Source organism: Gibbsiella dentisursi (assembly GCF_039539505.1).
Classification (GTDB): Bacteria; Pseudomonadota; Gammaproteobacteria; order Enterobacterales; family Enterobacteriaceae; genus Gibbsiella; species Gibbsiella quercinecans.
The window spans coordinates 230837-254540 of the sequence record NZ_BAABDG010000009.1; the positions used below are offsets into that span (position 1 = coordinate 230837).

The 23704-nt window shown below is 59.6% G+C and carries 23 protein-coding genes; 13 read left to right on the plus strand and 10 right to left on the minus strand.

Features of this window, described 5'->3' with window-relative positions; genetic code table 11:
• Window positions 1–19: 19 nt before the first annotated feature.
• Window positions 20–499, minus strand: coding sequence for a thioesterase family protein (locus ABFX35_RS19970; protein ID WP_279027810.1), 480 nt, complete (start codon window positions 497–499; stop codon window positions 20–22).
• A 187-nt stretch (window positions 500–686) separates the two neighbouring features.
• On the opposite strand from ABFX35_RS19970, the gene pldA reads away from it, so the two are divergent.
• The 3 genes from pldA to rhtC all read left to right on the plus strand — a co-directional run bounded on the left by pldA (window position 687) and on the right by rhtC (window position 4116).
• Window positions 687–1562: a phospholipase A gene (pldA, locus tag ABFX35_RS19975; protein WP_279027811.1), complete on the plus strand. Its 876-nt coding sequence runs from the start codon at window positions 687–689 to the stop codon at window positions 1560–1562.
• A gap of 82 nt (window positions 1563–1644) precedes the next feature.
• Window positions 1645–3474, plus strand: a complete 1830-nt coding sequence (gene recQ / locus ABFX35_RS19980) for an ATP-dependent DNA helicase RecQ (RefSeq protein WP_346082604.1) — start codon at window positions 1645–1647, stop codon at window positions 3472–3474.
• Window positions 3475–3486: 12 nt separating this feature from the next.
• Window positions 3487–4116 carry a threonine export protein RhtC gene (gene rhtC, locus ABFX35_RS19985; protein ID WP_279027815.1) on the plus strand — a complete coding sequence of 210 codons (630 nt, stop codon included), beginning with the start codon at window positions 3487–3489 and terminating at the stop codon, window positions 4114–4116.
• 41 nt (window positions 4117–4157) lie between these two features.
• Here rhtC and rhtB read toward each other — a convergent pair whose 3' ends face one another.
• Window positions 4158–4778, minus strand: a complete 621-nt coding sequence (gene rhtB, locus ABFX35_RS19990; RefSeq protein ID WP_279027817.1) for a homoserine/homoserine lactone efflux protein — start codon at window positions 4776–4778, stop codon at window positions 4158–4160.
• 206 nt (window positions 4779–4984) lie between these two features.
• Between rhtB and pldB the strand changes: the two genes are divergently transcribed.
• Window positions 4985–6025, plus strand: a complete 1041-nt coding sequence (pldB, locus tag ABFX35_RS19995; protein WP_346082606.1) for a lysophospholipase L2 — start codon at window positions 4985–4987, stop codon at window positions 6023–6025.
• Between the two features lie 11 nt (window positions 6026–6036).
• Complete coding sequence (gene yigL, locus ABFX35_RS20000) at window positions 6037–6837, plus strand: sugar/pyridoxal phosphate phosphatase YigL (RefSeq protein WP_095846349.1); 801 nt, start codon at window positions 6037–6039, stop codon at window positions 6835–6837.
• Between the two features lie 78 nt (window positions 6838–6915).
• Here yigL and glpQ read toward each other — a convergent pair whose 3' ends face one another.
• On the minus strand, window positions 6916–8016 hold the full coding sequence (gene glpQ, locus ABFX35_RS20005) for a glycerophosphodiester phosphodiesterase (protein WP_346082656.1): 1101 nt from the start codon (window positions 8014–8016) through the stop codon (window positions 6916–6918).
• 75 nt (window positions 8017–8091) lie between these two features.
• On the minus strand, window positions 8092–9444 hold the full coding sequence (gene glpT / locus ABFX35_RS20010; protein WP_279027823.1) for a glycerol-3-phosphate transporter: 1353 nt from the start codon (window positions 9442–9444) through the stop codon (window positions 8092–8094).
• A gap of 349 nt (window positions 9445–9793) precedes the next feature.
• Between glpT and glpA the strand changes: the two genes are divergently transcribed.
• The 3 genes from glpA to glpC are packed head-to-tail and all read left to right on the plus strand — an operon-like array spanning window position 9794 to window position 13894.
• The gene (gene glpA, locus ABFX35_RS20015; RefSeq protein ID WP_346082609.1) at window positions 9794–11437 is read left to right on the plus strand and encodes an anaerobic glycerol-3-phosphate dehydrogenase subunit A; all 1644 of its coding nucleotides are present in this window, start codon (window positions 9794–9796) and stop codon (window positions 11435–11437) included.
• On the plus strand, window positions 11427–12698 hold the full coding sequence (gene glpB / locus ABFX35_RS20020; RefSeq protein WP_346082610.1) for a glycerol-3-phosphate dehydrogenase subunit GlpB: 1272 nt from the start codon (window positions 11427–11429) through the stop codon (window positions 12696–12698). The genes glpA and glpB overlap by 11 nt, the downstream gene beginning before the upstream one ends.
• On the plus strand, window positions 12695–13894 hold the full coding sequence (gene glpC / locus ABFX35_RS20025; protein WP_346082611.1) for an anaerobic glycerol-3-phosphate dehydrogenase subunit GlpC: 1200 nt from the start codon (window positions 12695–12697) through the stop codon (window positions 13892–13894). The genes glpB and glpC overlap by 4 nt, the downstream gene beginning before the upstream one ends.
• 43 nt (window positions 13895–13937) lie before the next feature.
• Here glpC and ABFX35_RS20030 read toward each other — a convergent pair whose 3' ends face one another.
• Both ABFX35_RS20030 and ABFX35_RS20035 read right to left on the minus strand, forming a co-directional pair.
• Window positions 13938–14528: a DcrB family lipoprotein gene (locus tag ABFX35_RS20030; protein WP_279026082.1), complete on the minus strand. Its 591-nt coding sequence runs from the start codon at window positions 14526–14528 to the stop codon at window positions 13938–13940.
• Between the two features lie 215 nt (window positions 14529–14743).
• Window positions 14744–15409 (minus strand): 7-cyano-7-deazaguanine/7-aminomethyl-7-deazaguanine transporter, encoded by a 666-nt coding sequence (locus ABFX35_RS20035; protein WP_121552781.1) that lies wholly within the window; start codon window positions 15407–15409, stop codon window positions 14744–14746.
• A gap of 216 nt (window positions 15410–15625) precedes the next feature.
• On the opposite strand from ABFX35_RS20035, the gene tusA reads away from it, so the two are divergent.
• Window positions 15626–15871: a sulfurtransferase TusA gene (tusA, locus tag ABFX35_RS20040; RefSeq protein ID WP_095846334.1), complete on the plus strand. Its 246-nt coding sequence runs from the start codon at window positions 15626–15628 to the stop codon at window positions 15869–15871.
• 41 nt (window positions 15872–15912) lie between these two features.
• Here the strand turns inward: tusA and ABFX35_RS20045 are convergent, their stop codons facing one another.
• Entirely contained in the window at window positions 15913–18213 is a 2301-nt protein-coding gene (locus ABFX35_RS20045) for a zinc/cadmium/mercury/lead-transporting ATPase (protein WP_346082613.1), read from the minus strand.
• A 177-nt stretch (window positions 18214–18390) separates the two neighbouring features.
• Window positions 18391–19017: a lysoplasmalogenase gene (locus ABFX35_RS20050; RefSeq protein ID WP_095846333.1), complete on the minus strand. Its 627-nt coding sequence runs from the start codon at window positions 19015–19017 to the stop codon at window positions 18391–18393.
• Window positions 19018–19161: 144 nt separating this feature from the next.
• On the opposite strand from ABFX35_RS20050, the gene ABFX35_RS20055 reads away from it, so the two are divergent.
• Window positions 19162–19521, plus strand: a complete 360-nt coding sequence (locus ABFX35_RS20055) for a DUF2500 domain-containing protein (protein ID WP_346082614.1) — start codon at window positions 19162–19164, stop codon at window positions 19519–19521.
• An 8-nt stretch (window positions 19522–19529) separates the two neighbouring features.
• On the opposite strand, the gene ABFX35_RS20060 is transcribed toward ABFX35_RS20055, so the two are convergent.
• Together ABFX35_RS20060 and rsmD are read right to left on the minus strand one after the other, a co-directional pair.
• Window positions 19530–19802: a DUF1145 family protein gene (locus tag ABFX35_RS20060; RefSeq protein WP_095846331.1), complete on the minus strand. Its 273-nt coding sequence runs from the start codon at window positions 19800–19802 to the stop codon at window positions 19530–19532.
• Window positions 19792–20415, minus strand: coding sequence for a 16S rRNA (guanine(966)-N(2))-methyltransferase (gene rsmD / locus ABFX35_RS20065; RefSeq protein ID WP_346082615.1), 624 nt, complete (start codon window positions 20413–20415; stop codon window positions 19792–19794). The genes ABFX35_RS20060 and rsmD overlap by 11 nt, the downstream gene beginning before the upstream one ends.
• A 204-nt stretch (window positions 20416–20619) precedes the next feature.
• On the opposite strand from rsmD, the gene ftsY reads away from it, so the two are divergent.
• From ftsY to ftsX, 3 genes are read left to right on the plus strand one after another with little or no spacing between them, the layout of a single operon-like run.
• Window positions 20620–22023, plus strand: a complete 1404-nt coding sequence (gene ftsY / locus ABFX35_RS20070) for a signal recognition particle-docking protein FtsY (RefSeq protein ID WP_279026074.1) — start codon at window positions 20620–20622, stop codon at window positions 22021–22023.
• Between the two features lie 5 nt (window positions 22024–22028).
• On the plus strand, window positions 22029–22700 hold the full coding sequence (ftsE, locus tag ABFX35_RS20075; protein WP_095846328.1) for a cell division ATP-binding protein FtsE: 672 nt from the start codon (window positions 22029–22031) through the stop codon (window positions 22698–22700).
• Window positions 22690–23667, plus strand: a complete 978-nt coding sequence (gene ftsX / locus ABFX35_RS20080; RefSeq protein ID WP_121552776.1) for a permease-like cell division protein FtsX — start codon at window positions 22690–22692, stop codon at window positions 23665–23667. The genes ftsE and ftsX overlap by 11 nt, the downstream gene beginning before the upstream one ends.
• Window positions 23668–23704 lie beyond the last annotated feature (37 nt).

A 23704-nucleotide genomic window follows, 5' to 3' on the forward strand; every position in this document is an offset into this window, starting at 1 on the left:
CATTCAATCGTGCAGGGGTTCAACCGACCAGATAAGTCGCGGTGGCGCTGGCGATATGCAGGCTTTCATGGTTATGCAGTTCCACGCGGGCAACCGACACCTTATTCCCGCTGCGCAGCACCTGCGCGCGGGCGATGAAGTGCTGGCCGCGGCCAGGGCGCAAATAATCGACGCGCAGATCGATGGTGCCCATGCGTGCCAGCCGGAATGTCAGCTCTTCTTCCGTCAGCGGCAGCAAGCGCAGCAACGCGCTGCTTACGCAGGCCAGGCCGGCGGCCACGTCCAGCACCGCGGCGATCGCACCGCCGTGCAGGATGCCCTGCGCCGCATTCCCCACCAGCTTGGGCTGGTTGGCAAAGTGCAACTCCACGCCGTCGTCGCAGAAATGGTGCAGTTCCAGGCCGAGCTCTTGGTTGAATGGCATGTGGTAGACAAAAATTTCGCCAATCTTTTGGCGGGCGGCTTCCAGGGTGATCGAAGGTTTTGGCGTCATGTCCATTTCTCTGGCGCTGGGCGTAGCGCAGGCCGTCGGTGAATTGTTAAATATTGGTTTATTTTATGGTTGTTTTTCGTTGCTTTCCAGACTAATCCAATAAACGCGCGTTGAACTGCGGTAAACTGCTCCGGGCGTGTAAAATGGCGGCTTGAATTTCAGGGCTGTGTTTATTTTTTGAGTGAGGAAAGCTATGCGCATTTTGTCAGGGCTTATGCTGGTGTTGGCGCTGATGCCGGCATTGGCACAGGCGGAAGAAGCCAAACAGGCCGTGCAGGATAAACCGGCAGTGCGCGGCAGTATTATCGCCAATCTGCTGCAAACGTATGATACGCCGTTTGTTCTTTACCCCTATGAAACCAACTATATTCTTTACACCGACACCAGCGATATCAATAAAGAAGCGATCAGCACCTATAACTGGTCGAAAAATGCGCGTAAAGACGAAGTAAAATACCAGCTCAGTTTGGCGTTCCCGCTGTGGCGCGGCATTGCGGGCGATAATTCCTTGCTCAGCGCGTCTTACACCCAGCGTTCCTGGTGGCAGCTTTCCAACACCGGCGAGTCTTCGCCATTCCGCGAAACCGATTATGAGCCGCAGATTTTCCTCGGCTGGGCGACCGACTATACCGTTGGCGGCTGGACGCTGCGCGATGTGGAAGTCGGCCTTAATCACCAGTCGAACGGCCGCTCGGAGCCGACCTCCCGCAGTTGGAACCGTGCCTATGCGCGCTTTATGGCGCAGAACGGCAACTGGCAGGTGGATATCAAGCCCTGGCTGCGCATCCCGGAAAGCGCAAGCAGCGATGACAACCCGGATATCACCAAATACATGGGCTATTACCGCCTGAAGGTGGGCTATGCCTGGGGCGATAGCGTATTCAGCGCCGAAGGGCACTATAACTGGAACAGCGGTTATGGCGGCGCGGAGCTGGGTTGGAGCTATCCGATCACTCGCCACGTGCGTTTTTACACCCAGGTGTTCAGCGGCTACGGCGAATCGTTGATTGATTATAACTTCCGGCAGACACGGGTTGGCGTTGGTGTCATGCTTAACGATATTATGTAACCTTGCCGCCTTCGGGCGGCGTGATACATCCCTGCGTTTCCAACCTGGAGCCGCGCGGGTACAGCAAATAATGGGGAAGTGAGTGTCTACCGCAGCAGTGATAAACAGAGAGTTGCTGGCAGAGCAGGTATTGCGCGATACCTTTGGTTACCAGCAGTTCCGGCCGGGCCAGCAACAGATTATCAATACGGCGATCGCCGGGCGTGACTGCCTGGTGGTGATGCCGACCGGCGGCGGTAAATCGTTGTGTTACCAGATCCCGGCGCTGGTGATGGATGGCCTGACGCTGGTGGTCTCTCCCCTGATCTCCCTGATGAAAGACCAGGTGGATCAACTGCTGGCCTATGGTGTATCGGCGGCCTGCTACAACTCGACGCAGACCCGCGAGCAGCAGCTGGCGGTGATGGCCGGCTGCCGCAGCGGCGAGGTGAAAATGCTGTACATCGCGCCCGAGCGCTTGATGATGGACAGCTTCCTGGAGTTGCTGGATCGCTGCCAGCCGGCGCTGCTGGCGGTGGATGAGGCGCACTGTATCTCGCAGTGGGGGCATGATTTCCGCCCGGAATACCGTGCGCTCGGCCAACTGAAACAGCGCTACCCTTCGATGCCGGTGATTGCTCTGACCGCCACGGCCGATGAGGCCACGCGCGGCGATATTGTTCGCCTGCTGGCGTTGCAGGATCCGCTGATCCAGGTCAGCAGCTTCGACCGGCCGAATATCCGCTACACGCTGGTTGAGAAATTCAAGCCGCTCGATCAGCTCTGGCGCTTTGTGCAGGATCAGCGTGGTAAAAGCGGCATCATTTACTGCAACAGCCGCGCCAAGGTGGAGGATACCGCCGCGCGCCTGCAAAGCCGCGGCCTGAGCGTGGCGGCCTACCATGCCGGGCTGGACAACGAACGCCGCGCGCAGGTGCAGGAAGCGTTCCAGCGTGACGATCTGCAGGTGGTGGTCGCGACCGTGGCCTTCGGCATGGGCATCAATAAACCCAACGTGCGCTTTGTGGTGCATTTCGACATCCCGCGCAACATCGAGTCCTACTATCAGGAAACCGGCCGCGCCGGGCGCGACGGCCTGCCGGCGGAAGCCATCCTGTTGTACGATCCGGCCGATATGGCCTGGCTGCGTCGCTGCCTGGAAGAAAAGCCGGCCGGGCAGCAGTTGGATATCGAGCGCCACAAGCTCAATGCGATGGGCGCCTTTGCGGAAGCGCAAACCTGCCGGCGCCTGGTGCTGCTTAACTACTTCGGCGAAGGCCGGCAGCAGGCCTGCGGCAACTGTGATATTTGCCTGGATCCGCCCAAGCGTTACGACGGGCTGGAAGACGCGCGCAAAGCGCTATCGGCCATCGGCCGGGTGGGGCAGCGCTTCGGTATCGGCTATGTGGTGGAGGTATTGCGCGGCGCCAATAACCAGCGCATCCGCGAATTTGGCCACGACAAGCTGCCGATCTACGGCCTTGGCCGCGATAAAACCACCGAACACTGGACCAGCGTGCTGCGCCAACTGATTCATCTGGGCTTTATCACGCAGAACATCGCCATGCACTCGGCGCTGCAACTGACCGAAGCCGCCCGCCCGGTATTGCGCGGCGAGGTGGCGTTGCAGCTGGCGGTGCCGCGTATCCAAAGCCTGAAGCCGCGCAGCAGCGCCAATCAGAAATCCTACGGCGGCAACTACGATCGCAAGCTGTTTGCCAAGTTGCGCAAGCTGCGCAAGTCGATCGCCGACGAAGAGAATATCCCGCCTTATGTGGTGTTCAACGACGCCACGCTGCTGGAAATGGCGGAACAGATGCCGACCCGCGCCAGTGAGCTGTTGAGTGTGAACGGCGTCGGCCAGCGCAAGCTGGAGCGGTTTGGTACTCCGTTTATGGCCATGATCCGCGATCATCTTGCGGATGACGAATAAGGATAACTCACGATGCTAATGCTGTTTCTTACCGTCGCCCTGGTGCATTTTATTGCGCTGATGAGCCCCGGGCCGGACTTCTTTTTTGTTTCGCAAACTGCGGCCAGCCGTTCACGCCGGGAAGCGATGATGGGCGTGGCCGGTATCTCGCTTGGCATCGTGGTGTGGGCGGGCGTGGCGCTGATGGGCCTGAACCTGATCCTGCAAAAAATGGCCTGGCTGCATCAAATCATTATGGTGGGCGGGGGCATTTACCTGTGCTGGATGGGGTGGCAACTGTTGCGTTCGGCTCGGGCGCAGCATCGCCAACCGCTTGCCGCGCCGGCAGAGGTGAAAGTGGCGTTGCCTAAAGCCGGGCGCAGTTTTCTGCGCGGCCTGCTGACCAACCTATCCAACCCAAAGGCGGTGATTTATTTCGGCAGCGTGTTTTCGCTGTTCGTCGGCGATAACGTGGGCGCCGGCGCCCGGTGGGGGTTATTTCTGCTGATCGTGGCGGAAACGTTTATCTGGTTCAGCCTGGTGGCGGTGGTGTTTGCGCTGCCAGCCATGCGCCGCGGCTACCAGCGCCTGGCGAAGTGGATCGACGGGCTGGCGGGGGCGCTGTTCACCGGTTTTGGCCTGCACCTGATCTTCACCCGTTAAGCTTCGGCCCGGGTTGCGCCCGGGCGTTCCCCCACGCGTAATCAGGCCTTTCTGGCCGTCGCCAGCAGCCCCGCCACCAGAATAAACAGCGAACCGAAAATCCGGTTGAGCAGTTGCATTTGGCGCGGCGTTTTCAGCCAGCCGGCGATACGTTTGGCCAGCGTGGCGTAACCGATCATCACGATAATATCCACCACGACCGTGGTGACGCCCAGCACCACATACTGTTCGGCCTGGGGCTGATGCGGCACAATGAACTGCGGAAACAGCGCGGCCAGAAACACGATGCTTTTCGGGTTGGTGAGGTTGACCAGCACCGCCCGGCGGAACAGGCGGCGGCGCGGCATATGGCCGGCCAGCGTGTGCAGATCCAATGCGCCGGCGGCGCGCCACTGCTGAATCCCCAGCCACACCAGGTAGGCGGCGCCCAACCATTTCAGGATCTCAAACGCCAGCAGCGATTGCGATACCAGCGCGCCCAGGCCGATGCCGACCAGCACGATATGAATCGCCAGGCCAACCTGCAAACCGGCGATCGACGCCGCAGCGCCGCGGTAACCGTGGCTGATACCCGTGCTCATGGTATTGATGGCGCCGGAGCCTGGCGAAAGGCTAAGGATTAGGGTTGTCAGCAGATAGGTTAACCACCAGTCAAAGGTCATTGTGTGCTCCCTGTGCGCACCGATTTGTGCCAAAATACTACGCTATACCCGCCATACTTCAAGTTGCAGATGCGTCGGCTGCGGCAGTTCTGGCAACGGCGCTCTGGCGGCATTCGTTTGCCACCTTTCGGTAACATTATCGCCTATCGGGTATAGTATGATTTCTTGTGCCAGCGGTCACATTTGTTACACAGGGAAAGGCACCGATGACCTCGTTTACATTCAACACCGATGACTGGTTAACGCGCGAAACGCAGTTTGCCGCGTTCGCCACCGGGCCGTTGTTGGACTTTTGGCGCCAGCGTGAAGAAGGTGAGTTTATCGGCGTTGACGGCGTGCCTATTCGCTACGTGCGCTTTTGCTCCATGCGCCATCATCGGGTGGTGGTGGTCAGCCCCGGCCGTATTGAAAGCTATGTGAAATACCCTGAGGTGGCTTACGATCTGTTCCATCGCGGCTTTGACGTGATGATTATCGATCACCGCGGCCAGGGGCGCTCCGGGCGGTTGCTGACCGACTCGCACCGTGGTCATGTGGTAAACTTCACCGACTACGTTGATGATTTCGAAAATTTTTACCTGAAGCAGGTGGCGCCGCGCGGTTACCGGCAGTGTTATGCGCTGGCCCATTCGATGGGCGGGGCGATACTGGCGCTGTTTCTGGCGCGCCGGCCCAATGCCTTTGACGCCGCCGTACTGTGCGCGCCGATGTTCGGCATCCATCTGCCGATGCCGGGCTGGGTGGCAGGCCAGATCCTCAACTGGGCGGAAAAGCACCCGCCGATGCGCGATTACTACGCGGTGGGCACCGGCCAGTGGCGGCCGCTGCCGTACGTGGTCAATATGCTGACCCATAGCCGCGAGCGCTATCGCCGCAATCTGCGTTATTACGCCGATTACCCGGAACTGCGGGTTGGCGGGCCAACCTATCACTGGGTGCGGGAGAGTATCTGGGCCGGGCATCAGGTGATCGCCCTGGCGGCGAAAATAACCACGCCGCTTTTATTATTACAGGCCAGTGAGGATCGGGTGGTCGATAACCACGCTCATTTGGCTTTTTGTCAGGCAATGTCAGACGCGGGGCACCCTTGTAAAGGGGGGAAACCGCGGGTTATCAAAGGTGCACGGCATGAGATCCTGTTTGAGCGGGACGAGATGCGCGCCGAAGCATTGAACGTAATCCTGCGCTTCTTTGCTCAACACCCATTCAGCGGCGCCCACGCCGCCGATAATTCCATCAGAGGTTAGAACGTATCGCTATGTATCATGTCGTTGCATCCGATTTAGATGGCACGCTGCTGTCGCCCGACCACACGCTGACACCGTTTGCCAAAGAAACGTTGAGGCTGCTGACGCAGCGCGGCGTGCATTTTGTCTTCGCTACCGGCCGCCATCACGTTGACGTTTCGCAGATCCGCGATAACCTCGAAATCAGCGCTTTTATGATCACCTCCAACGGCGCGCGGGTGCATAACACGGCGGGCGAGCTGATCTTCAGCCACGATCTGGACGCGGACATTGCGCGCGATCTCTACGGCGTTGTGCATAACAATCCGCATATCACCACTAACGTTTACCGTAACGACGATTGGTACATCGATCGCGAAAGCCCGGAGCAGAAAGAATTCTTCCAGGAGTCGATCTTCAAATACCACCTGTTTGAACCGGCCCTGCTGGAAACCGACGGCGTGTGCAAGGTGTATTTCACCTGTGACGATCACGAAAAGCTATTGCCGTTGGAAGATGCCATCAACGCCCGTTGGGGCGATCGGGTTAACGTCAGCTTCTCGTTCCCCACTTGCCTGGAAGTGATGGCCGGCGGCGTCTCGAAAGGGCGGGCATTGGATGAAGTGGCGAAAATCATGGGCTATACGCTCAAAGACTGCATCGCCTTCGGCGACGGAATGAACGATCTGGAAATGTTGTCGATGGCCGGCAAAGGCTGCATCATGCGCGACGCGCACCAGCGCCTGAAGAACAAGCTGCCACAGCTCGACGTGATTGGCTCTAACGTGGATGACGCCGTGCCGCATTATCTGCGCAAGATGTTCCTGTCTTAAGCGATTATCGCCGGGGCGTGATGTTTGCGCCCCTGGCTTTTCCAGCCCCGCTTCATGCCTGCTCTTTGGTGAAACGGTTTACTGATCCATCTCCGCCGCGGATTTATGCTGCCCCTGCTGTTGCAGGAACTGCACGGCTTTGTCTGGGAAATCGGTGAACACGCCATCAGCGCCGGCCTGATTGTAGATTACGTCAAACAGTTGGGTGACGTTGGTGACGTATTTCGGCAGCGCGTCGGCGCGGATGGTGAACGGGTGCACCTGCAGCCGGCTGGCATGCGCCTCTTTCGTCATCGTCGTCAGCACCACCTTGCCCGGCTGTGATTGGTCAGCGGCGACCAGCATATGGTAATCCGGCCCGATGCCGTCGGCGTATTGGGCAATTTGTTTCATCGCCCCTGGTTTGAACATCCAGTCGTAGTCATAGTTGACCCACTTGCCGTCCGGCTGCTGTTGGTAAGTTTCATGCCAGTCGGTATAGGCGATCAGCTGTATCAGCTTCAAATCCATCCCCATGGCGGGTTCCAGCGTGTTCTTGATGCGTTTCAATTCGTTGGCGTCGAAGCATTGCAGGTAGACGTTGTCGTTTTTGCCGGTATAGCCATATTGCTTCAGCACCGCTAACACCTTGCTGGAGATGTCTTTGCCTTCCTGCCGGTGGAACCACGGCGCTTTGATTTCCGGGTAGATACCGATATTTTTGCCGGTGGAGTGGTTCAGGCCCTGAACAAACTCGATTTCTTCCTGGAAAGTATGCACACGGAAGCTCGATTTGCCCATCGGGAAGCGGCCGGGGTAGCTTTGCACCGCTTTGCCGTCCTTGATGGTGAACCCTTCGGTGAATGCCAGCGATTTGATCTCCGCCAGGGTGAAATCGATGGCGTAATAGCGACCGTCTTTACGCATGCGATCCGGGAAGCGTTGCGCCACGTCGGTTACGCGATCCAGATAGTGATCGTGCAGCACTACCAGCTCGTCATCTTTGGTCATCACCAGATCTTGTTCAAGGAAATCGGCACCTTGCGCATAGGCCATCGCCTTGGCCGACAGGGTATGTTCCGGCAGATAACCGCTGGCGCCGCGATGGGCAATCACCAGCTTATCGGCAGCGTAGGCCGTGCTGTTCATTGCGGCGGCGAATAAAATGCCCGCCAATAATGTATTGATCTGCATCCGCATGTTCTTCTCCATAAGTGCACCGGGAATAAAAAGGCCGCAATGCGGCCTGTAAAGGTTACTGCGGCTATATGACAGTTAGCCGCGTTTGTTGGCCAGCGCAGCGTGGTGCTTCTTCTCGCTTAGCATGGTCAGCAGCAGCAGGATAACCGCCAGCATGCTGCCGCCGATCATCACCATAAAGCCGCCGTCCCAGCCGAAGAAATCCACCGTGTAGCCGACGATGGCGCTGGCGGCCACCGAACCGCCCAGGTAGCCGAACAGGCCGGTGAAACCCGCCGCTGTGCCAGCGGCTTTCTTCGGCGCCAGCTCCAGCGCGTGCAGGCCGATCAGCATGACCGGACCGTAAATCAGGAAGCCGATAACCAACATACACATCATATCCACCGTCGGGTTGCCGGGTGGGTTCAGCCAGAACACGATGGTGGCGATGGTCACCAGCGTCATGAAGAACACGCCGGTGGCGCCGCGGTTGCCTTTGAACACTTTGTCCGACATCCAGCCGCACAGCAACGTGCCGGGAATACCGGCATATTCGTACAGGAAATAGGCCCAGGATGATTTATCCAGCGCGAAATGCTTCACCTCTTTCAAATAGGTTGGCGACCAGTCCAGCACGCCGTAGCGCAGCAGATAGACAAACACGTTGGCGACGGCGATGTACCACAGCAGTTTGTTTGGCAGTACGTACTGCATGAAGATCTGTTTTGCGGTCAGCTCCTGTTCCGCTTCTTCGCTGTAATCGCTTGGGTAATCGTTTTTGTATTCTTCAATCGGCGGCAGGCCGCAGGATTGCGGGGTATCGCGCATCAGGCCAAAGGCGATCAGCGCGACCAGGACTGCGCCGAAGGCCGGCATATACAGCGCCGCATGCCAGTCGTTGAACCAGGCCATCCCCAGCAGGAACAGCAGCGGCGGCAGGCCGCCGCCCACGTTATGGGCGCAGTTCCACACCGAAACGATGCTGCCGCGTTCTTTCTGCGACCACCAGTGCACCATGGTGCGGCCGCACGGCGGCCACCCCATGCCCTGGAACCAGCCGCACAGGAACAGCAGCACAAACATGACGGCGATACTGGAAGTCGCCCAGGGCACAAAGCCCATAAACAGCATCACCGCCGCCGCCAGGATCAGCCCGGCGGGCAGGAACACGCGCGGGTTGGAACGATCGGATACCGAACCCATGATAAATTTGGAAAACCCATAGGCGATGGAAATGCCGGACAGTGCAAAGCCCAGATCGCCACGGCTAAAGCCTTGATCGATCAGGTATGGCATCGCCAGGGTAAAGTTTTTACGCACCAGATAGTAAGCGGCATAGCCGAAGAAAATCCCCATAAAAATCTGCCAGCGCAGTTTGCGGTAGAGCGGGTCTACCTGTTCTGCCGGCACACGGCCGATGTGGGCTGCGGGCTTGAAAATACTCAACATTCGTGCCTCCGATGGCTTGTATTGTTTATGTCATCAACCGTTCGTTGTGAGGGAGAGAGGTCGCGTTATCAGGATGATGTTTCATCACCGGCGCCATCCTAGTGAAAGCCCGGAGTGCCAACTGTGATGAATCGCGCATTTGTTACAGTTTTATGAAACCATGGCGGATTTTGAGTGATTCGTTAACGTTATGAAATAGATGTGCGACTATAAGGCGTGATGGTGTTCACAAATATGGTTTTTTATGGACATTGTATTTTCGTTTCTTGCTCGTTTTTGTTTCTTATCAAACAAAAACCCCACGGATTGTGGATAAATAAACCCATAACCACAGCGTTTGGGGGCTTAAATGGGCCACAATGCACCTGGCAGCGAAACGGATGTGATCATTATCGGCGGCGGAGCGACCGGGGCGGGGATCGCCCGTGACTGCGCACGTCGCGGCCTGCGCTGTATCCTGTTGGAACGGTATGACATCGCCACCGGGGCCACCGGGCGCAACCATGGCCTGCTGCACAGCGGCGCGCGCTATGCGGTAACGGATAGCGAATCCGCGCGCGAATGTATTGAAGAAAACCGCATCCTCAAGCGTATCGCCCACCACTGTATCGAACGCACCGACGGCCTGTTTATCACGCTGCCGCAGGATTCGCTGGACTACCAGCAGCAGTTTATCGCCGCTTGCCAGCAGGCAGACATTGACGCGCAGGCTATCGATCCGCAACTGGCGCGGCGCCTGGAGCCGGCGGCCAATCCGGCGTTAATCGGCGCGGTGCGGGTGCCTGACGGCACGGTCGATCCATTCCGCCTGACCGCCGCCAATATGCTCGACGCCCGTGAGCACGGCGCGCAAATATTCACCTATCATCAGGTGACCGGCCTGCTGCGTAGCGGCGATCGGGTGACCGGCGTGCGCGTTTTCGACCATCAGTCGGCACGGCAGTACGCCCTTCATGCCCCGGTAGTGGTTAACGCGGCTGGCATCTGGGGCCAACAAATCGCGGAATACGCCGAGCTGCGCGTGCGTATGTTCCCGGCTAAAGGGGCATTACTGATCCTTGGGCACCGTATCAATAACATGGTGATCAACCGCTGCCGCAAACCGGCGGACGCCGACATCCTGGTGCCCGGCGATACCATTTCGCTGATTGGCACGACCTCAACCCACATTGATTACGACCAGATCGACAATATGGTGGTGACGCCGCAGGAAGTGGAGATCCTGATCCGCGAAGGCGCGCTGTTGGCGCCGGCGCTGGCGCAGACCCGTATCCTGCGGGCCTATGCCGGGGTGCGGCCGCTGGTGGCCAGCGATGACGATCCTTCCGGGCGCAACGTCAGCCGTGGCATCGTGCTGCTGGATCACGCCGCCCGCGACGGGCTGGAAGGCTTTATCACCATCACCGGCGGCAAGCTGATGACCTACCGCCTGATGGCCGAATGGGCCACCGATAAGGTCTGTGAAAAACTCGGGGTTAACGTGCCGTGCAGCACCGCAGCGGCCGCGTTGCCCGGCTCCGAGCGCACGGCGGAAGAAACGGCGCGCGGCGCGGCTGGCCTGCCTGCCAGCATTCGCGGCTCGGCTGTATACCGCCACGGCGATCGCGCCGGCCAGGTTCCGGCTGGCAGCCGCCTGGACAACAGCCTGGTGTGCGAGTGCGAAGCCGTCACCGCCGGGGAAGTGCGCTACGCGGTGAATGCATTGGCGGTGAATAACCTGATCGATCTCCGCCGCCGCACCCGCGTCGGCATGGGCACCTGCCAGGGCGAGCTGTGTGCCTGCCGCGCCGCCGGGTTGTTGGCGCACTTTAAGGCGGCCACGCCACTGCAGTCGATCGCCCAGCTATCCCATTTCCTTAACGAACGTTGGAAGGGCGTGCGGCCCATTGCCTGGGGGGATGCGTTACGCGAAAGCGAATTCACCAGTTGGGTTTATCAGGGGCTGTGCGGGCTTGATGAACACGCTGGGCAGGAGGCCGAAGATGCAATTTGACGTGGTGGTGATTGGCGGTGGGTTAGCCGGCCTGAGCTGCGCGATCCGCCTGGCGGAACGCGGCAAGCGCTGCGCGGTGATCGGCGCTGGGCAAAGCGCGCTCTACTTTTCTTCCGGTTCGCTTGATTTGCTGGCGCGCCTGCCCGACGGTTCGCCGGTGGCCAGGCCGCTAGATGCGTTGCCCGCGCTGGCGCAGCAGGCGCCGCAGCACCCCTATAGCCTGATCGGCGCCGCGCGGGTAGCGGCGCTGGCCGGGGAGGCGGAACAATTGTTGCAGCGCTGCGGCGTGCTCTTGCAGGGCAGCAGCGTTCACAATCATCTGCGCATTACGCCGCTTGGTACGCGGCGCGCCACCTGGCTTAGCCCGCAGGCGGTGCCCTCCGCGCCATGGCAAGGGCAACTGCCCTGGCAAAAAATTGCCGTAGTGGGCATCGAGGGTTTTCTTGATTTCCAGCCACAGCTGGCCGCCAGCGCGCTGGCGCGTGAGCAGGGCATCACGGCTTGGGTGGAACAGTTGCATTTGCCGGTGCTGGATCGCCTGCGTAATAACCCCAGCGAGTTTCGTGCGGTGAATATCGCCCGGGCGCTGGATCGGGCGGAAAATATCGCCGCGCTGGGGCAGGCCTTGCACCCATTGGCGGCCGATGCACAAGCGCTGTTCCTGCCGGCCTGCTTGGGGCTGGAAAGCGAACAACCACTGGCGATGCTGCGTGCGGCGCTCGGCAAGCCGGTATGCCTGTTGCCAACGCTGCCGCCTTCGGTACTGGGGATGCGGCTGCACCAGGCGCTGCGCCAACGCCTGCAGCGGTTGGGCGGCGTGTTTATGCCCGGCGACGCCGTGCAGCGGGCAGAACTGACGCAGGGGCGGGTGGCCTGCCTGTATACCCGCAACCATGGCGACATTCCGCTGCGCCCGCAGCAGGTGGTGTTGGCCAGCGGCAGTTTCTTCAGCAACGGGCTGGTGGCCGAATTTGATCGGATACGGGAGCCGGTGTTCGGGCTGGACGTGTTCAGCAAAGCCGAACGGGCTGACTGGAGCCGGGCCGATTTCTTCGCGCCGCAGCCTTATTTGCAGTTCGGCGTGCGCACCGATAATCAACTGCGGGCGCAGAAGCAGGGCGAAGCCATACCGAACTTATATGCCATCGGGGCGGTGACGGGCGGTTTTGATCCGCTGTACCAAGGGTGCGGCGGCGGCGTTTCGCTCATCGGGGCGTTACATGTCGCGCAACAGATCCTTGCGCAGGGGGAAGCCGCATGAGCCTCTCGAAAGACCAGAGTTTTGAAAGCTGCATCAAATGCACGGTCTGCACCACCTATTGCCCGGTGGCGCAGGTTAATCCGCTGTACCCCGGGCCGAAGCAGGCGGGGCCCGATGGCGAACGCCTGCGGCGCAAGGATCCGGCGCTGTATGACGAAGCGCTGAAATACTGCACCAATTGCAAACGCTGTGAGGTGGCTTGCCCGTCGGACGTCAAGATTGGCGACATCATCCAGCGTGCCCGCGCGGAATATGGCCACGGCAAACCAACGTTGCGCGATGCGATCCTTAGCCACACCGATTTGATGGGCACACTGTCGACGCCGTTCGCGCCTATCGTCAATACCGCCACCGGCCTGCCGCCGGTGCGCAAATTGTTGGACAAGGCACTGAAGATTGACCACCGGCGCACGTTGCCGAAATATTCGTTCGGCACCTTTCGCCGTTGGTATCGCCAGCAGGCGGCGGTGCAGCAGCGTTATGCCGAACAGGTGGCGTTTTTTCACGGCTGCTTTGTGAACTACAACCATCCGCAACTGGGCAAGGATCTGATCGCAGTATTCAATGCGTTGGATATTGGCGTGCAGTTGCTCAAACAGGAGAAATGCTGCGGCGTGCCGCTGATCGCCAACGGTTTTATCAAACAGGCGAAAAAGCAGGCTAACGCCAACCTGCAATCGCTGCGTGACATGGTGCTGACGCGCGGGATACCGGTGGTGGCGACCTCATCAAGCTGCACCTTTACCCTGCGGGATGAATACCCGCACCTGTTGGACGTCGATACCGCTGCGGTGCGCGATCGGGTTGAGCTGGCCACGCGCTATCTTTACCGCCTGCTAAGCCAGGGGCGCCGTCTGCCTTTGCGCCATACGCCGCTGCGCGTGGCGTATCATACGCCCTGCCATATGGAGAAAATGGGCTGGACGGCCTACACGCTGGAACTGTTGCGGCAGATCCCGGGGCTGGAGCTGATCGTGTTGGACTCACAGTGCTGCGGCATCGCCGGCACCTATGGCTTTAAATCGGAGAACTACGCCACGGCACAGGGGATTGGCGCCGGGTTGTTCCGCCAGATTGCGGAAAGCGGGGCCGATTTGGTGGTGACCGATTGTGAAACCTGCAAATGGCAGATTGAAATGTCGACCGGCAAACGCTGTGAGCACCCGATCACTCTGCTGGCGCAGGCACTGGCGTAATCGGCCGGATGCGCCCTCCTGGTTGGGAGGGCACAGGCCTGTGTTATTGCTGCAGCTTCAGGGTATTGATCACCCCTTCCGCCTGGCTTTGCGCCTGCTGCTGGTTATCCGCCGGCAGCGTGATCTGGATGGTCAGCAATTGGTTGTCCAGCGTGCCGATCAGGATCGAAGAGTAGGCTTTCTCGCCACCGCTGGTGATGATGCTGTCCAACTGGCGCAGCGGAACACCATCGATTTCAATGGCTTTGTTGGTGATCACCTGCAGGTTGGCATCGCGGGAGCGTTGCTTCTCTTCCAGCCGTTGGCCCAGCGTTTCCAGGCTGTCGGCGGTTTTATCGCCCAGGATCACGATCACCGCACGTTGGCCGGAGCTGTCGGCATAAACGTGCATGTTGTTCGCCTGATTGCCCAGCTTGCCGCTCTGATCGGTCATGCCGTTTGGCAGGGTAAAGACCAGCTTGCCGCCCAGCAGGCTAATCTGTGAGCCTGTCTGGGCGTTGGCGGCGGCGCTGTTGCTGCTGCTGTTATTGCTGCTATTGCCCGCCGGCGCCTGGGTTTCCTGGGTTTGTCCGTCGCAGGCGGCAAGGCCCAGCGCAATCAGGCCAATACCCATTACTTTTACTATTTTTCGCATGGGGCTTCCTTTTTCCTTACAGGTCGTTTTCTCCATGTATCGCAACGTATTCCACGCTGAAATGCAAGGCAGATGTTGTTAGCGGTTTTTTTTCGACATCAGCCGATAGTCAGCCACTTCGCCTTTCTTTTCCAGTGCAATAATCTGATAACCGCTGGCGATCACCGCTAATGTTCATGCAGGTAAAGTATGGCGCGTATCAGCAAAAATGCCGGTCAGTTGAGCTGCAGCTCGCCGTCCTGGCGGCGCACAGCCAGCCGTTTCAGCAGCATATTGAGCAACACGCCATACATCGGCAGGAAGAACAGCATGCAGATCATCACCTTGAAGCTGTAATCCACCAGGGCGATCTCCACCCAGTTGGCGGCCATAAAGGCATCGCTGCTCTTGTAGAAGGCGATAAAGAAAAAGGCCAGCGTATCGCTGATGTTGCCAAGGAACATGGAGGCTGCCGGCGCCACCCACCAGGCGCTGCGTTGGCGCAGCCGGTTGAAGACGTGCACGTCCAGGATCTGGCCAAGCACATAGGCCATGAAACTGGCCGCCGCGATGCGCGCGACAAACAGGTTAAAGCTGCCCAGGGCGCTAAAGCCCTGCCATTCACCCTGATAGGTGACGGTCGAAATCACATAGGAAATGAACAGCGCGGGTACCATCACCGCCAGGATAATCCGCCGGGCCAACGGGGCGCCAAAGATGCGCACGGTTAAATCGGTCGCCAGGAAGATAAACGGGAACGTGAAGGCCCCCCAGGTGGTATGGAAGCCAAAAAGGGTAATCGGCAGCTGCACCAGGTAGTTACTGGAGGTGATGATGGCAATATGGAATAGCGATAGCCAAACTAACGCGATTAAGCGTTGTTGGGGAGTAAATGCATACATGATGTCGCCTTTTTAGTGATGGGGTGAGGGAACCCAGGGATAAACTTTGCGTATTTTACGTGCGCGGCGGCATGATACGCGTTTGCGCAACCAATGCAACGGTTAAATTTGAAGCAAACGTTAACGTATCTTGCGCATAAAAACCACTGGCGTAAACTAAGCGCCAATCAGATTTGGCGGTTGCCCGCCGCACTACGTTGTGGATTAAGAAAGAGTATGAGTGACATTTTTTCCCAGGCGGACCAAACGCTTGATGCGCTGGGGCTGCGCTGCCCGGAACCGGTGATGATGGTGCGCAAAACCGTGCGTCATATGAATGAAGGCGAAACGCTGCTAATTCTTGCCGACGATCCGGCCACCACCCGCGATATTCCGGGTTTTTGCCGTTTTATGGAACATACCCTGCTGGCGCAGGAAACCGATAAAACTCCCTACCGGTATTTGCTGCGTAAAGGGCAATAACGTCGTTCAAGCCCCCTGGCCGCCGCGCCAGGGGGCTGATTTCACTTCTGTTTCTTCAATAGCCGCAGCGCGTTGGCGGTAACCAGCGCGGTGGCGCCCGAGTCCGCCAGCACCGCCAGCCACAGCCCGGTTAGCCCAAACAGGCTGGTGACCAGGAAGATCGCTTTCAGGCCAAGCGCGATAGTGATGTTCTGGCGGATGTTGGCATGGGTCGCACGCGAAATGCGGATCATGTCCGCCACGCCCTGCAGGCGGTTGTGGGTCAGCGCCGCATCGGCGGTTTCCAGCGCCACGTCGGTACCGTTGCCCATGGCAACGCCGATGTTGGCCGCCTTCATCGCCGGCGCGTCGTTGATACCGTCGCCGATCATGGCGGTTTTACGCGTAGCGCTCAGCGCCACCATGGCCTGCACTTTATCTTCCGGCAACAGCCCGGCGCGGTAATCCAACCCCAACTGGCCGGCAATGGCCGCTGCGGCGCGCGGGTTATCGCCGGTCAGCATCACACTGCGTATGCCTAACTGTTCCAGCGCGGCGATCGCCTGGCGCGCATCACTGCGCACCGTGTCGCGCAGCGCCAGCAGCCCCAGCGGGCGGCCGTCTTCCAACACCACCACTACGGTTTTGCCGGCGTTTTCCAACAGGGCTATCCGCGTTTGCCAGTCGGCGGTCAGCGGGTTTTCCGTCAGTTTGCTGGGCGCGGCGATCAGGATCGTTTTCCCATCGATAACGCCCGAGACGCCGATCCCCGCCAGCGCCCGGCGGTTTTGCGCCGACGGCAATGCCGTTTGCCCGGCGTGCCGGATAATGGCCTGCGCCAGCGGGTGATGCGAACCCGCTTCTACCGCAGCGGCCAGCGCCAACAACCGTTGCTCATCCAGTCCGGCGCCCGGCTCTACGTCGGTGACCGCCGGCTTGCCTTCGGTTAGCGTGCCGGTTTTATCAAAGGCGATGGTTTCCACCTGCCCCAGTTGCTCCAGCGCTGCGCCGCCTTTGATCAGCACGCCGCGGCGCGTGGCCGCCGCCAGCCCGGACGTGATGGCCGCCGGGGTCGAGATCACCAGCGCGCACGGGCAGCCGATCAGCAACAGCGTCAGGCCGCGGTATATCCAGGTTTCCCACGGCAGGGAAAACAGCAGCGGTGGAACCAGGATCACCAGCACTGCCAGCAGCATGATGGCCGGGGTGTAATAACGGCTGAAGCGATCGAGAAAACGTTCAATCGGCGCCCGGCGCTCTTCGGCTTCTTCAATCAACTGCAGGATGCGGTCGATGGCGCTTTTACCTGGCTCAGAGACCACCTTCATCAGAGAGACGCGATCGGCCACCAGACTGCCGGCGGCGACCTTTTCACCCTGCTGGCGTTCCACCGGCACCGATTCGCCGGTCAGTGCGCTTTCATCAAAGCTGGCGAACGGGCTGAGCAGTTCGGCATCCACCGGCAGGCGCGAACCGGGCGCCACTTCGATCACATCGCCCGGCCGCAGGCTGGCGACCGGCACCGTTTCACGCACATCGTTGTTGATACGTAGCGCCTGTTCCGGCACCAGCGCCATGAGTGCGCTAACGCCGCGGCGGGCGCGATTGGCGGCGAAAGACTCCAGATGTTCGCCGATCATGAATAGCAGCAATACCATCGCCGCCTCGGCGGTCGCGCCGATAAACAGCGCCCCGATGGCGGCAACGCTCATCAGCGTTTCAATGGCGAACGGCGTGCCGGAGCGGATCAGCCGCAGTGCCTGGGTGGCGACGGGATACAGGCCCACCAGGGTGGTGAGGGTGAAGGCGATGCGCCCGAATGCCGGGTTGACGGCCTCTATCGCCGCGCTGGCGGCCATTAATGCTATCAGCACTATCAATGGACCAAATTCGCGCAGGCGTGCGGTTGTGGCTTTGCCGGCGGCGGCTGGGGCTTGGGCATCAAGCAGGCTAAAGCCGGCGTTTTGCACCGCGTTTTGCACATGAATGCTGACGTCGCTTTGGGCATCGACCACCAGCTTTTCGGTGGCGAACAGTACACGCGCGCTATCAACGCCGGGCAAAGCGATAACGGCATTTTCAATTTTGCGTGCGCAGGAAGGGCAATCCATTCCGTTGATTTTCCAACTGAAATGTTGGCCGCCAGCGGGGGGCCTGTCGCTTTCCTCGTCCGGCGCCTCGCTCGCCGGGCTGCAGCAATCCGCATTGGCCGCTGGCCCCTGTTCATGCGTTTGCGCAGCTTCAACGCAGCAATGGCTGGCGGTGCTGCTGCAACCGTGCTGGGTTTTCGCATGGCTGTGCTGGCAGCCGCAGTGGCTTGATGGGTGTTGGTGCTCCTGATGCTGTGCTTTATGGGTCTGCATAACGCCCCCTGATTGGTAGTTAACGGTGTTCATGCATGACTCTACACCCTGGAGTTGACTCCAGAGTCAAGTGCCAAATGAGAACCGTTGCTAACGGCGTCTTAAGGGGGAGCGCTGCGCCCGGCAATGCCAGAACCTGCGCCGGCGTGCCGCCAGCGCAGATAACCGATCGATGCGCTACAGGTACAGCGAACGGACGATCAGGAAGTGGCCGACAAAATAGCAAAACGCCACAATGGCGTCCGAAGCGCGGAAGGTAAAACGGTAGCGGTTCAGCAGCCACACGATGTTCGCCAGCAACAGCAGCGAGGTGCCCACCAGCAGCGAGAAGCCAAAATCGGTGCTGCGCAGGAAGTACTGCTCGCCCGCCAGCCATACCATCAACAGCGTCATCGCCACCAGCGCGACGATCGGCCAGCGCAGGTTTTCCAGCTTGGTCCAAATGGTGGCCAGCAACAGGGCGCCGATGATCAACAGCGTCAGCGGCAGTGGCCAAAACAGGCTGAACGTCATCTGGCTGGCGAAGCTGAGCGTATACAGCAGATGCGAAAGAAAGAACGCGCCGATGGCGTACAGCACCCGCTCGCGCGGCAGCAGTAATAGCGCATCGCCGATCAGCGTGGCCAGCAGGCCAAGAACCAGCAGATAACCGGCGGCATTGAGCACCGGCGCCTGCCAGGCCAGCAGCAACAGCAGCAGCAAAGTGACCGGCTTGAATACCCAGCGCTGCCAGCGTGGGCCACGGTAGGTTGCGTCAACGAATAGCCAACCGGAAAAGAAGACGGCGAGGAAGGGCCAACTCATAGATTTTCCTTATTCATTAGGGACGGTCGCCCGCTCCAAAGTTTCCAACGTGATGCTGCCAGTGTAGGTGCCCCGCCCGGGATCGACAATGCTTTCTTCCTGGTGTTATGGTGGCGGCGGTTTGATGGGCAAAGGAAAGAAAAAATGAGTAAGCCGCCGTTGATTGTGGTTGCCGTGCTGGTGTTGATCGCCGTGATGGCAACGCACCGCTATTTCAGCCAGCGCCGCGTGGAGGCGGAAAACGATCGCGCGCTGGTGCGCACCCAGCAGGTGAGGGTGGCGGAAAAACGGGAAATCCCCGACACCCGCAACCGCTCGCGCCAGCGTGAACATATCGTCAATGAGCCGATGCGTTATGAAGTGGTGTTCCAGCCGCTGCGCGGCGGTGAGGCGATCACCCTGCGGCTCAAGCAGCCGCAGTATAACCAGATTGAACAGGGCGCCCAGGGCACGTTAAGCGTGCAGGGAACGCGCTTTGTCGGGTTTAGCGCCCAGCAGCCGTAGGCAGGCGACTATTTTTTGCTGATCGGCGGCTGCTTCTTTTGCCAGGCCAACAGCTCGAACACGCCGAAGATGAAGATTTTGGTTTCCTGCCATTTACCGATCGGCTGATCCTTGGGCTGGGTGGATTTCAGCAGCACCAATTGCAAGCCGTGCATCACCACCATAAAGAACAGCGCCACGTCGATAAAATATTTCAGCGGTTTGGGGAACGGATGGACCAAATTGGTCAGTAAAAAGCCCCATACGCACAGCATCAAAAGGCGGCCCAGATTAATCAGCATGTTCGGTTGCCCCTTTGGCAGAACGGATATAAAGACGGTAGGCCACCTGACCGGCGACCTTTTCGCGGTGCAGCGCCCAGTTAGCCGGCACGTCTGCGGCGGCGCTTTCGGCTTCCGCCTCTACATACACCCAGGCTTCATCAGCCAGCCAGCCCTGCTGCTCCAGCAACTGCACCGTGTCTGCCAGCAGCCCTTTGCGGAACGGGGGATCGAGGAACACCACGTCGAACGGTTCGCCGTCGCCCGCCAGCCAGTTCAGCGTATTGGTGTTGACCACCTGCCCGTGCCCCTGCAGCAGCGCCAGGTTCTTTTCCAACTGCTGCGCCACCGGGCGCTCAAACTCCAGCAGCGTGGCGCTGCCGGCGTAACGCGACAGCGCTTCCAGGCCCAGCGCGCCGCTGCCGGCGAAACAATCCAGGCAGCGCGCGCCCTGGATCACCGGCGCCAGCCAGTTAAACAGCGTTTCGCGCACGCGATCGGTGGTGGGGCGCAGCCCGGGGCTGTTGGGCACGGGTAATTTTCGCCCGCGCCACTGGCCCCCAATGATACGAATCTGCCCGGCCGCGGCCGGCTGCGGTTTCCTGGCCGCGCTGCGCGGTGAAAATTTTGCCATAGGTCTGCTTACTGTGTTGCGACGTTAATAAAAAGTTGCTCCTATTCTAGCGGGGACGCGCGCCGGGGGGAACGGTTAAACTTTGTTGCCTGATTTTACAACGGAAAGCAGCGCGCATGCGTGTTGCTGCGAGAGGGAAAGTGGTAGACTCTGCGGTTTAATTAGTCGCATTTGCACGCCATCGGTACGGAGTAAGGTCAGAACATGGCAAAAGATAAGAAACGCGGGTTTTTCTCCTGGCTGGGGTTCGGCCAGAAGGAAGAAGAGCAACAGCAACCTGAGCCGCCGGTAGAAGCGGGGGAAAATCAGGCCGCGGAGACGCCGGCGGAACCGGCCGCCCCTGAGCACGTGGAGCCGAACCCGGCGCCGGCCCAGGAATCTGAGCCAGCAGTGACCGCTGCCGCCCCGATCGAACCGGAAGCGCACCAGGAAGCGGATCATGCCCAGGCGCTGGCCGAAGAGATCGTCAATGTGACCGAGCAGGTTGCCGCGCAGGAGGAGGCGCCAAAACAGGAAGAAGCAGAACCGGAATTGCCAGAGCCGGAACAGCCAGAGCCTGAAGCCGCACCGTCAGAGAGCATCGCGGTTGTCGCCAGCGTAGCTGCCGAGCCGGAAGCCGTTCAGGAAGCGGAAGACGAAGAGGATGCTTTGGCGCCGGCGGTAACGCAGGAGCAGGAGCGCCCAACCAAAGAAGGCTTCTTCGCCCGTTTGAAACGCAGCCTGGTGAAAACCAAACAAAACCTCGGCTCTGGTTTTGTCGGCCTGTTTCGCGGCAAGAAAATTGATGAGGATCTGTTCGACGAGTTGGAAGAGCAACTGTTGATTGCCGACGTGGGTGTCGACACCACGCGTAAAATCATTGATTCCCTTACTCAACATGCCAGCCGCAAACAGCTTAAAGATGCGGAAGCGCTGTACGGCAAGCTGAAGGAAGAAATGTCTGAAATTCTGGCCAGGGTTGATCAACCGTTGGATATCAGTGGTAAAACCCCGTATGTCATCCTGATGGTCGGCGTTAACGGCGTGGGTAAAACCACCACGATCGGCAAACTGGCGCGCCAGTTCCAGGCGCAGGGCAAATCGGTGATGCTGGCGGCGGGCGATACCTTCCGCGCGGCGGCGGTGGAGCAACTGCAGGTGTGGGGCGATCGCAACCGCATTCCCGTGGTGGCGCAGCATACCGGCGCGGATTCCGCTTCGGTGATCTTCGATGCCTTGCAGGCCGCCAAGGCGCGCGGCGTGGATGTGTTGATCGCCGATACCGCCGGGCGCCTGCAGAACAAGGCGCACCTGATGGAAGAGCTGAAGAAAATCGTGCGCGTGATGAAAAAACTGGACGAGCACGCCCCTCACGAGGTTATGCTGACGCTCGACGCCAGCACCGGCCAGAATGCGGTCAGCCAGGCCAAATTATTTAATGAGGCCGTAGGGTTAACCGGCATTACGCTGACTAAACTGGATGGTACCGCCAAGGGCGGGGTGATCTTCGCCATTGCCGATCAGTTCGGCATCCCGATCCGCTATATCGGCGTAGGCGAGGGCATCGAAGATTTGCGGCCATTCAAGGCTGATGATTTTATTGAGGCACTTTTTGCCCGAGAGGATTAATACGGATGATTCGCTTTGAACAGGTCAGTAAAGCCTATCTGGGCGGCCGTCAGGCGCTGCAGGGGGTGGATTTTCATCTGCGCCAGGCGGAGATGGCGTTTCTGACCGGCCATTCCGGCGCAGGTAAAAGTACCCTGCTGAAACTGATTTGTGGTATCGAACGGCCGAGCGCCGGCCATATCTGGTTTAGCGGGCACGACATCAGCCGGTTGAAAAACCGCGAGGTGCCGTTCCTGCGCCGCCAGATCGGCATGATTTTTCAGGATCATCACCTGCTGCTCGATCGCACGGTGTATGACAACGTCGCGATGCCGTTGATCATCGCCGGCGCCAGCGGTGAAGACATCCGCCGCCGCGTATCTGCGGCGTTGGACAAAGTTGGCCTGTTGGATAAAGCGAAAAACTTTCCGATTCAGCTTTCCGGCGGTGAACAGCAGCGCGTCGGCATCGCCCGCGCGGTGGTGAACAAACCGGCGGTGCTGTTGGCGGATGAGCCAACCGGTAACCTGGATGACGCATTGTCGGAAGGCATTCTGCGTCTGTTTGAAGAATTCAACCGCGTTGGGGTGACGGTACTGATGGCAACCCATGATACCGGGCTGATTGCCCGCCGCAATTATCGCATCCTGACGCTAAGCCAGGGGCGTATGGTGGGGGGAGCACATCATGGCGAATAACGTGAAAGCGGCAAAAGGCGCGAACGCGGCCAAGAGCAAGGCGAAGGCGCTGCGCGGCGGCTGGCGTGAACAGTGGCGCTATGCCTGGGTGAACGCCCTGGCCGATATGCTGCGCCAACCCTTGGCAACCTTGCTGACGGTGATGGTGATCGCCATCTCCCTGACGCTGCCGAGCGTGTGCTACATCGTCTGGAAGAACGTCAGCCAGGCGGCCAGCCAGTGGTACCCCACGCCGCAGTTGACGGTATACCTGGATAAGTCTCTGGATGACGATGCGGCGGTGAAAGTGCTGGACGCCATCCGCGCGGAAGCCGGAGTGGATAAGGTGAACTACCTGTCGCGTGAAGAAGCCTTAGGCGAGTTCCGTAACTGGTCTGGTTTTGGCGGCGCGCTGGATATGCTGGAAGAGAACCCGCTGCCGGCGGTGGCCATCATCACGCCGAAGATGGATTTCCAAAGCGCGGATACTCTCAACACCCTGCGCGATCGGGTGGCGGCGGTGCATGGCGTGGAAGAAGTGCGCATGGACGACAGCTGGTTTGCCCGCCTGGCGGCATTGACCGGGCTGGTGGGCCAAGTGGCGGCGATGATCGGTATCCTGATGATCGTGGCGGTATTCCTGGTGATCGGCAACAGCGTGCGCCTGAGCATCTTCAGCCGCCGCGATACCATCAACGTGATGAAATTGATCGGCGCCACCGATGGCTTTATTTTGCGGCCGTTCCTCAACGGCGGCGCGATGCTCGGCTTCTTCGGCGCGCTGCTGTCGTTGATACTTTCGTCGGCGCTGGTGTGGAAGCTGGAGTCGGTGGTTACCGGGGTGGCGCAGGTCTTTGGCACCACCTTTATCCTGCGCGGTTTGGGCTGGGATGAAGCCTTGCTGCTGTTGATTGTTTCCGCGATGATCGGTTGGATTGCCGCCTGGCTGGCGACGGTGCAACATTTACGCCGATTTACACCACAATAACGTTTTTTTGTTATACTCTTCTCCTGCTGCGTTACCC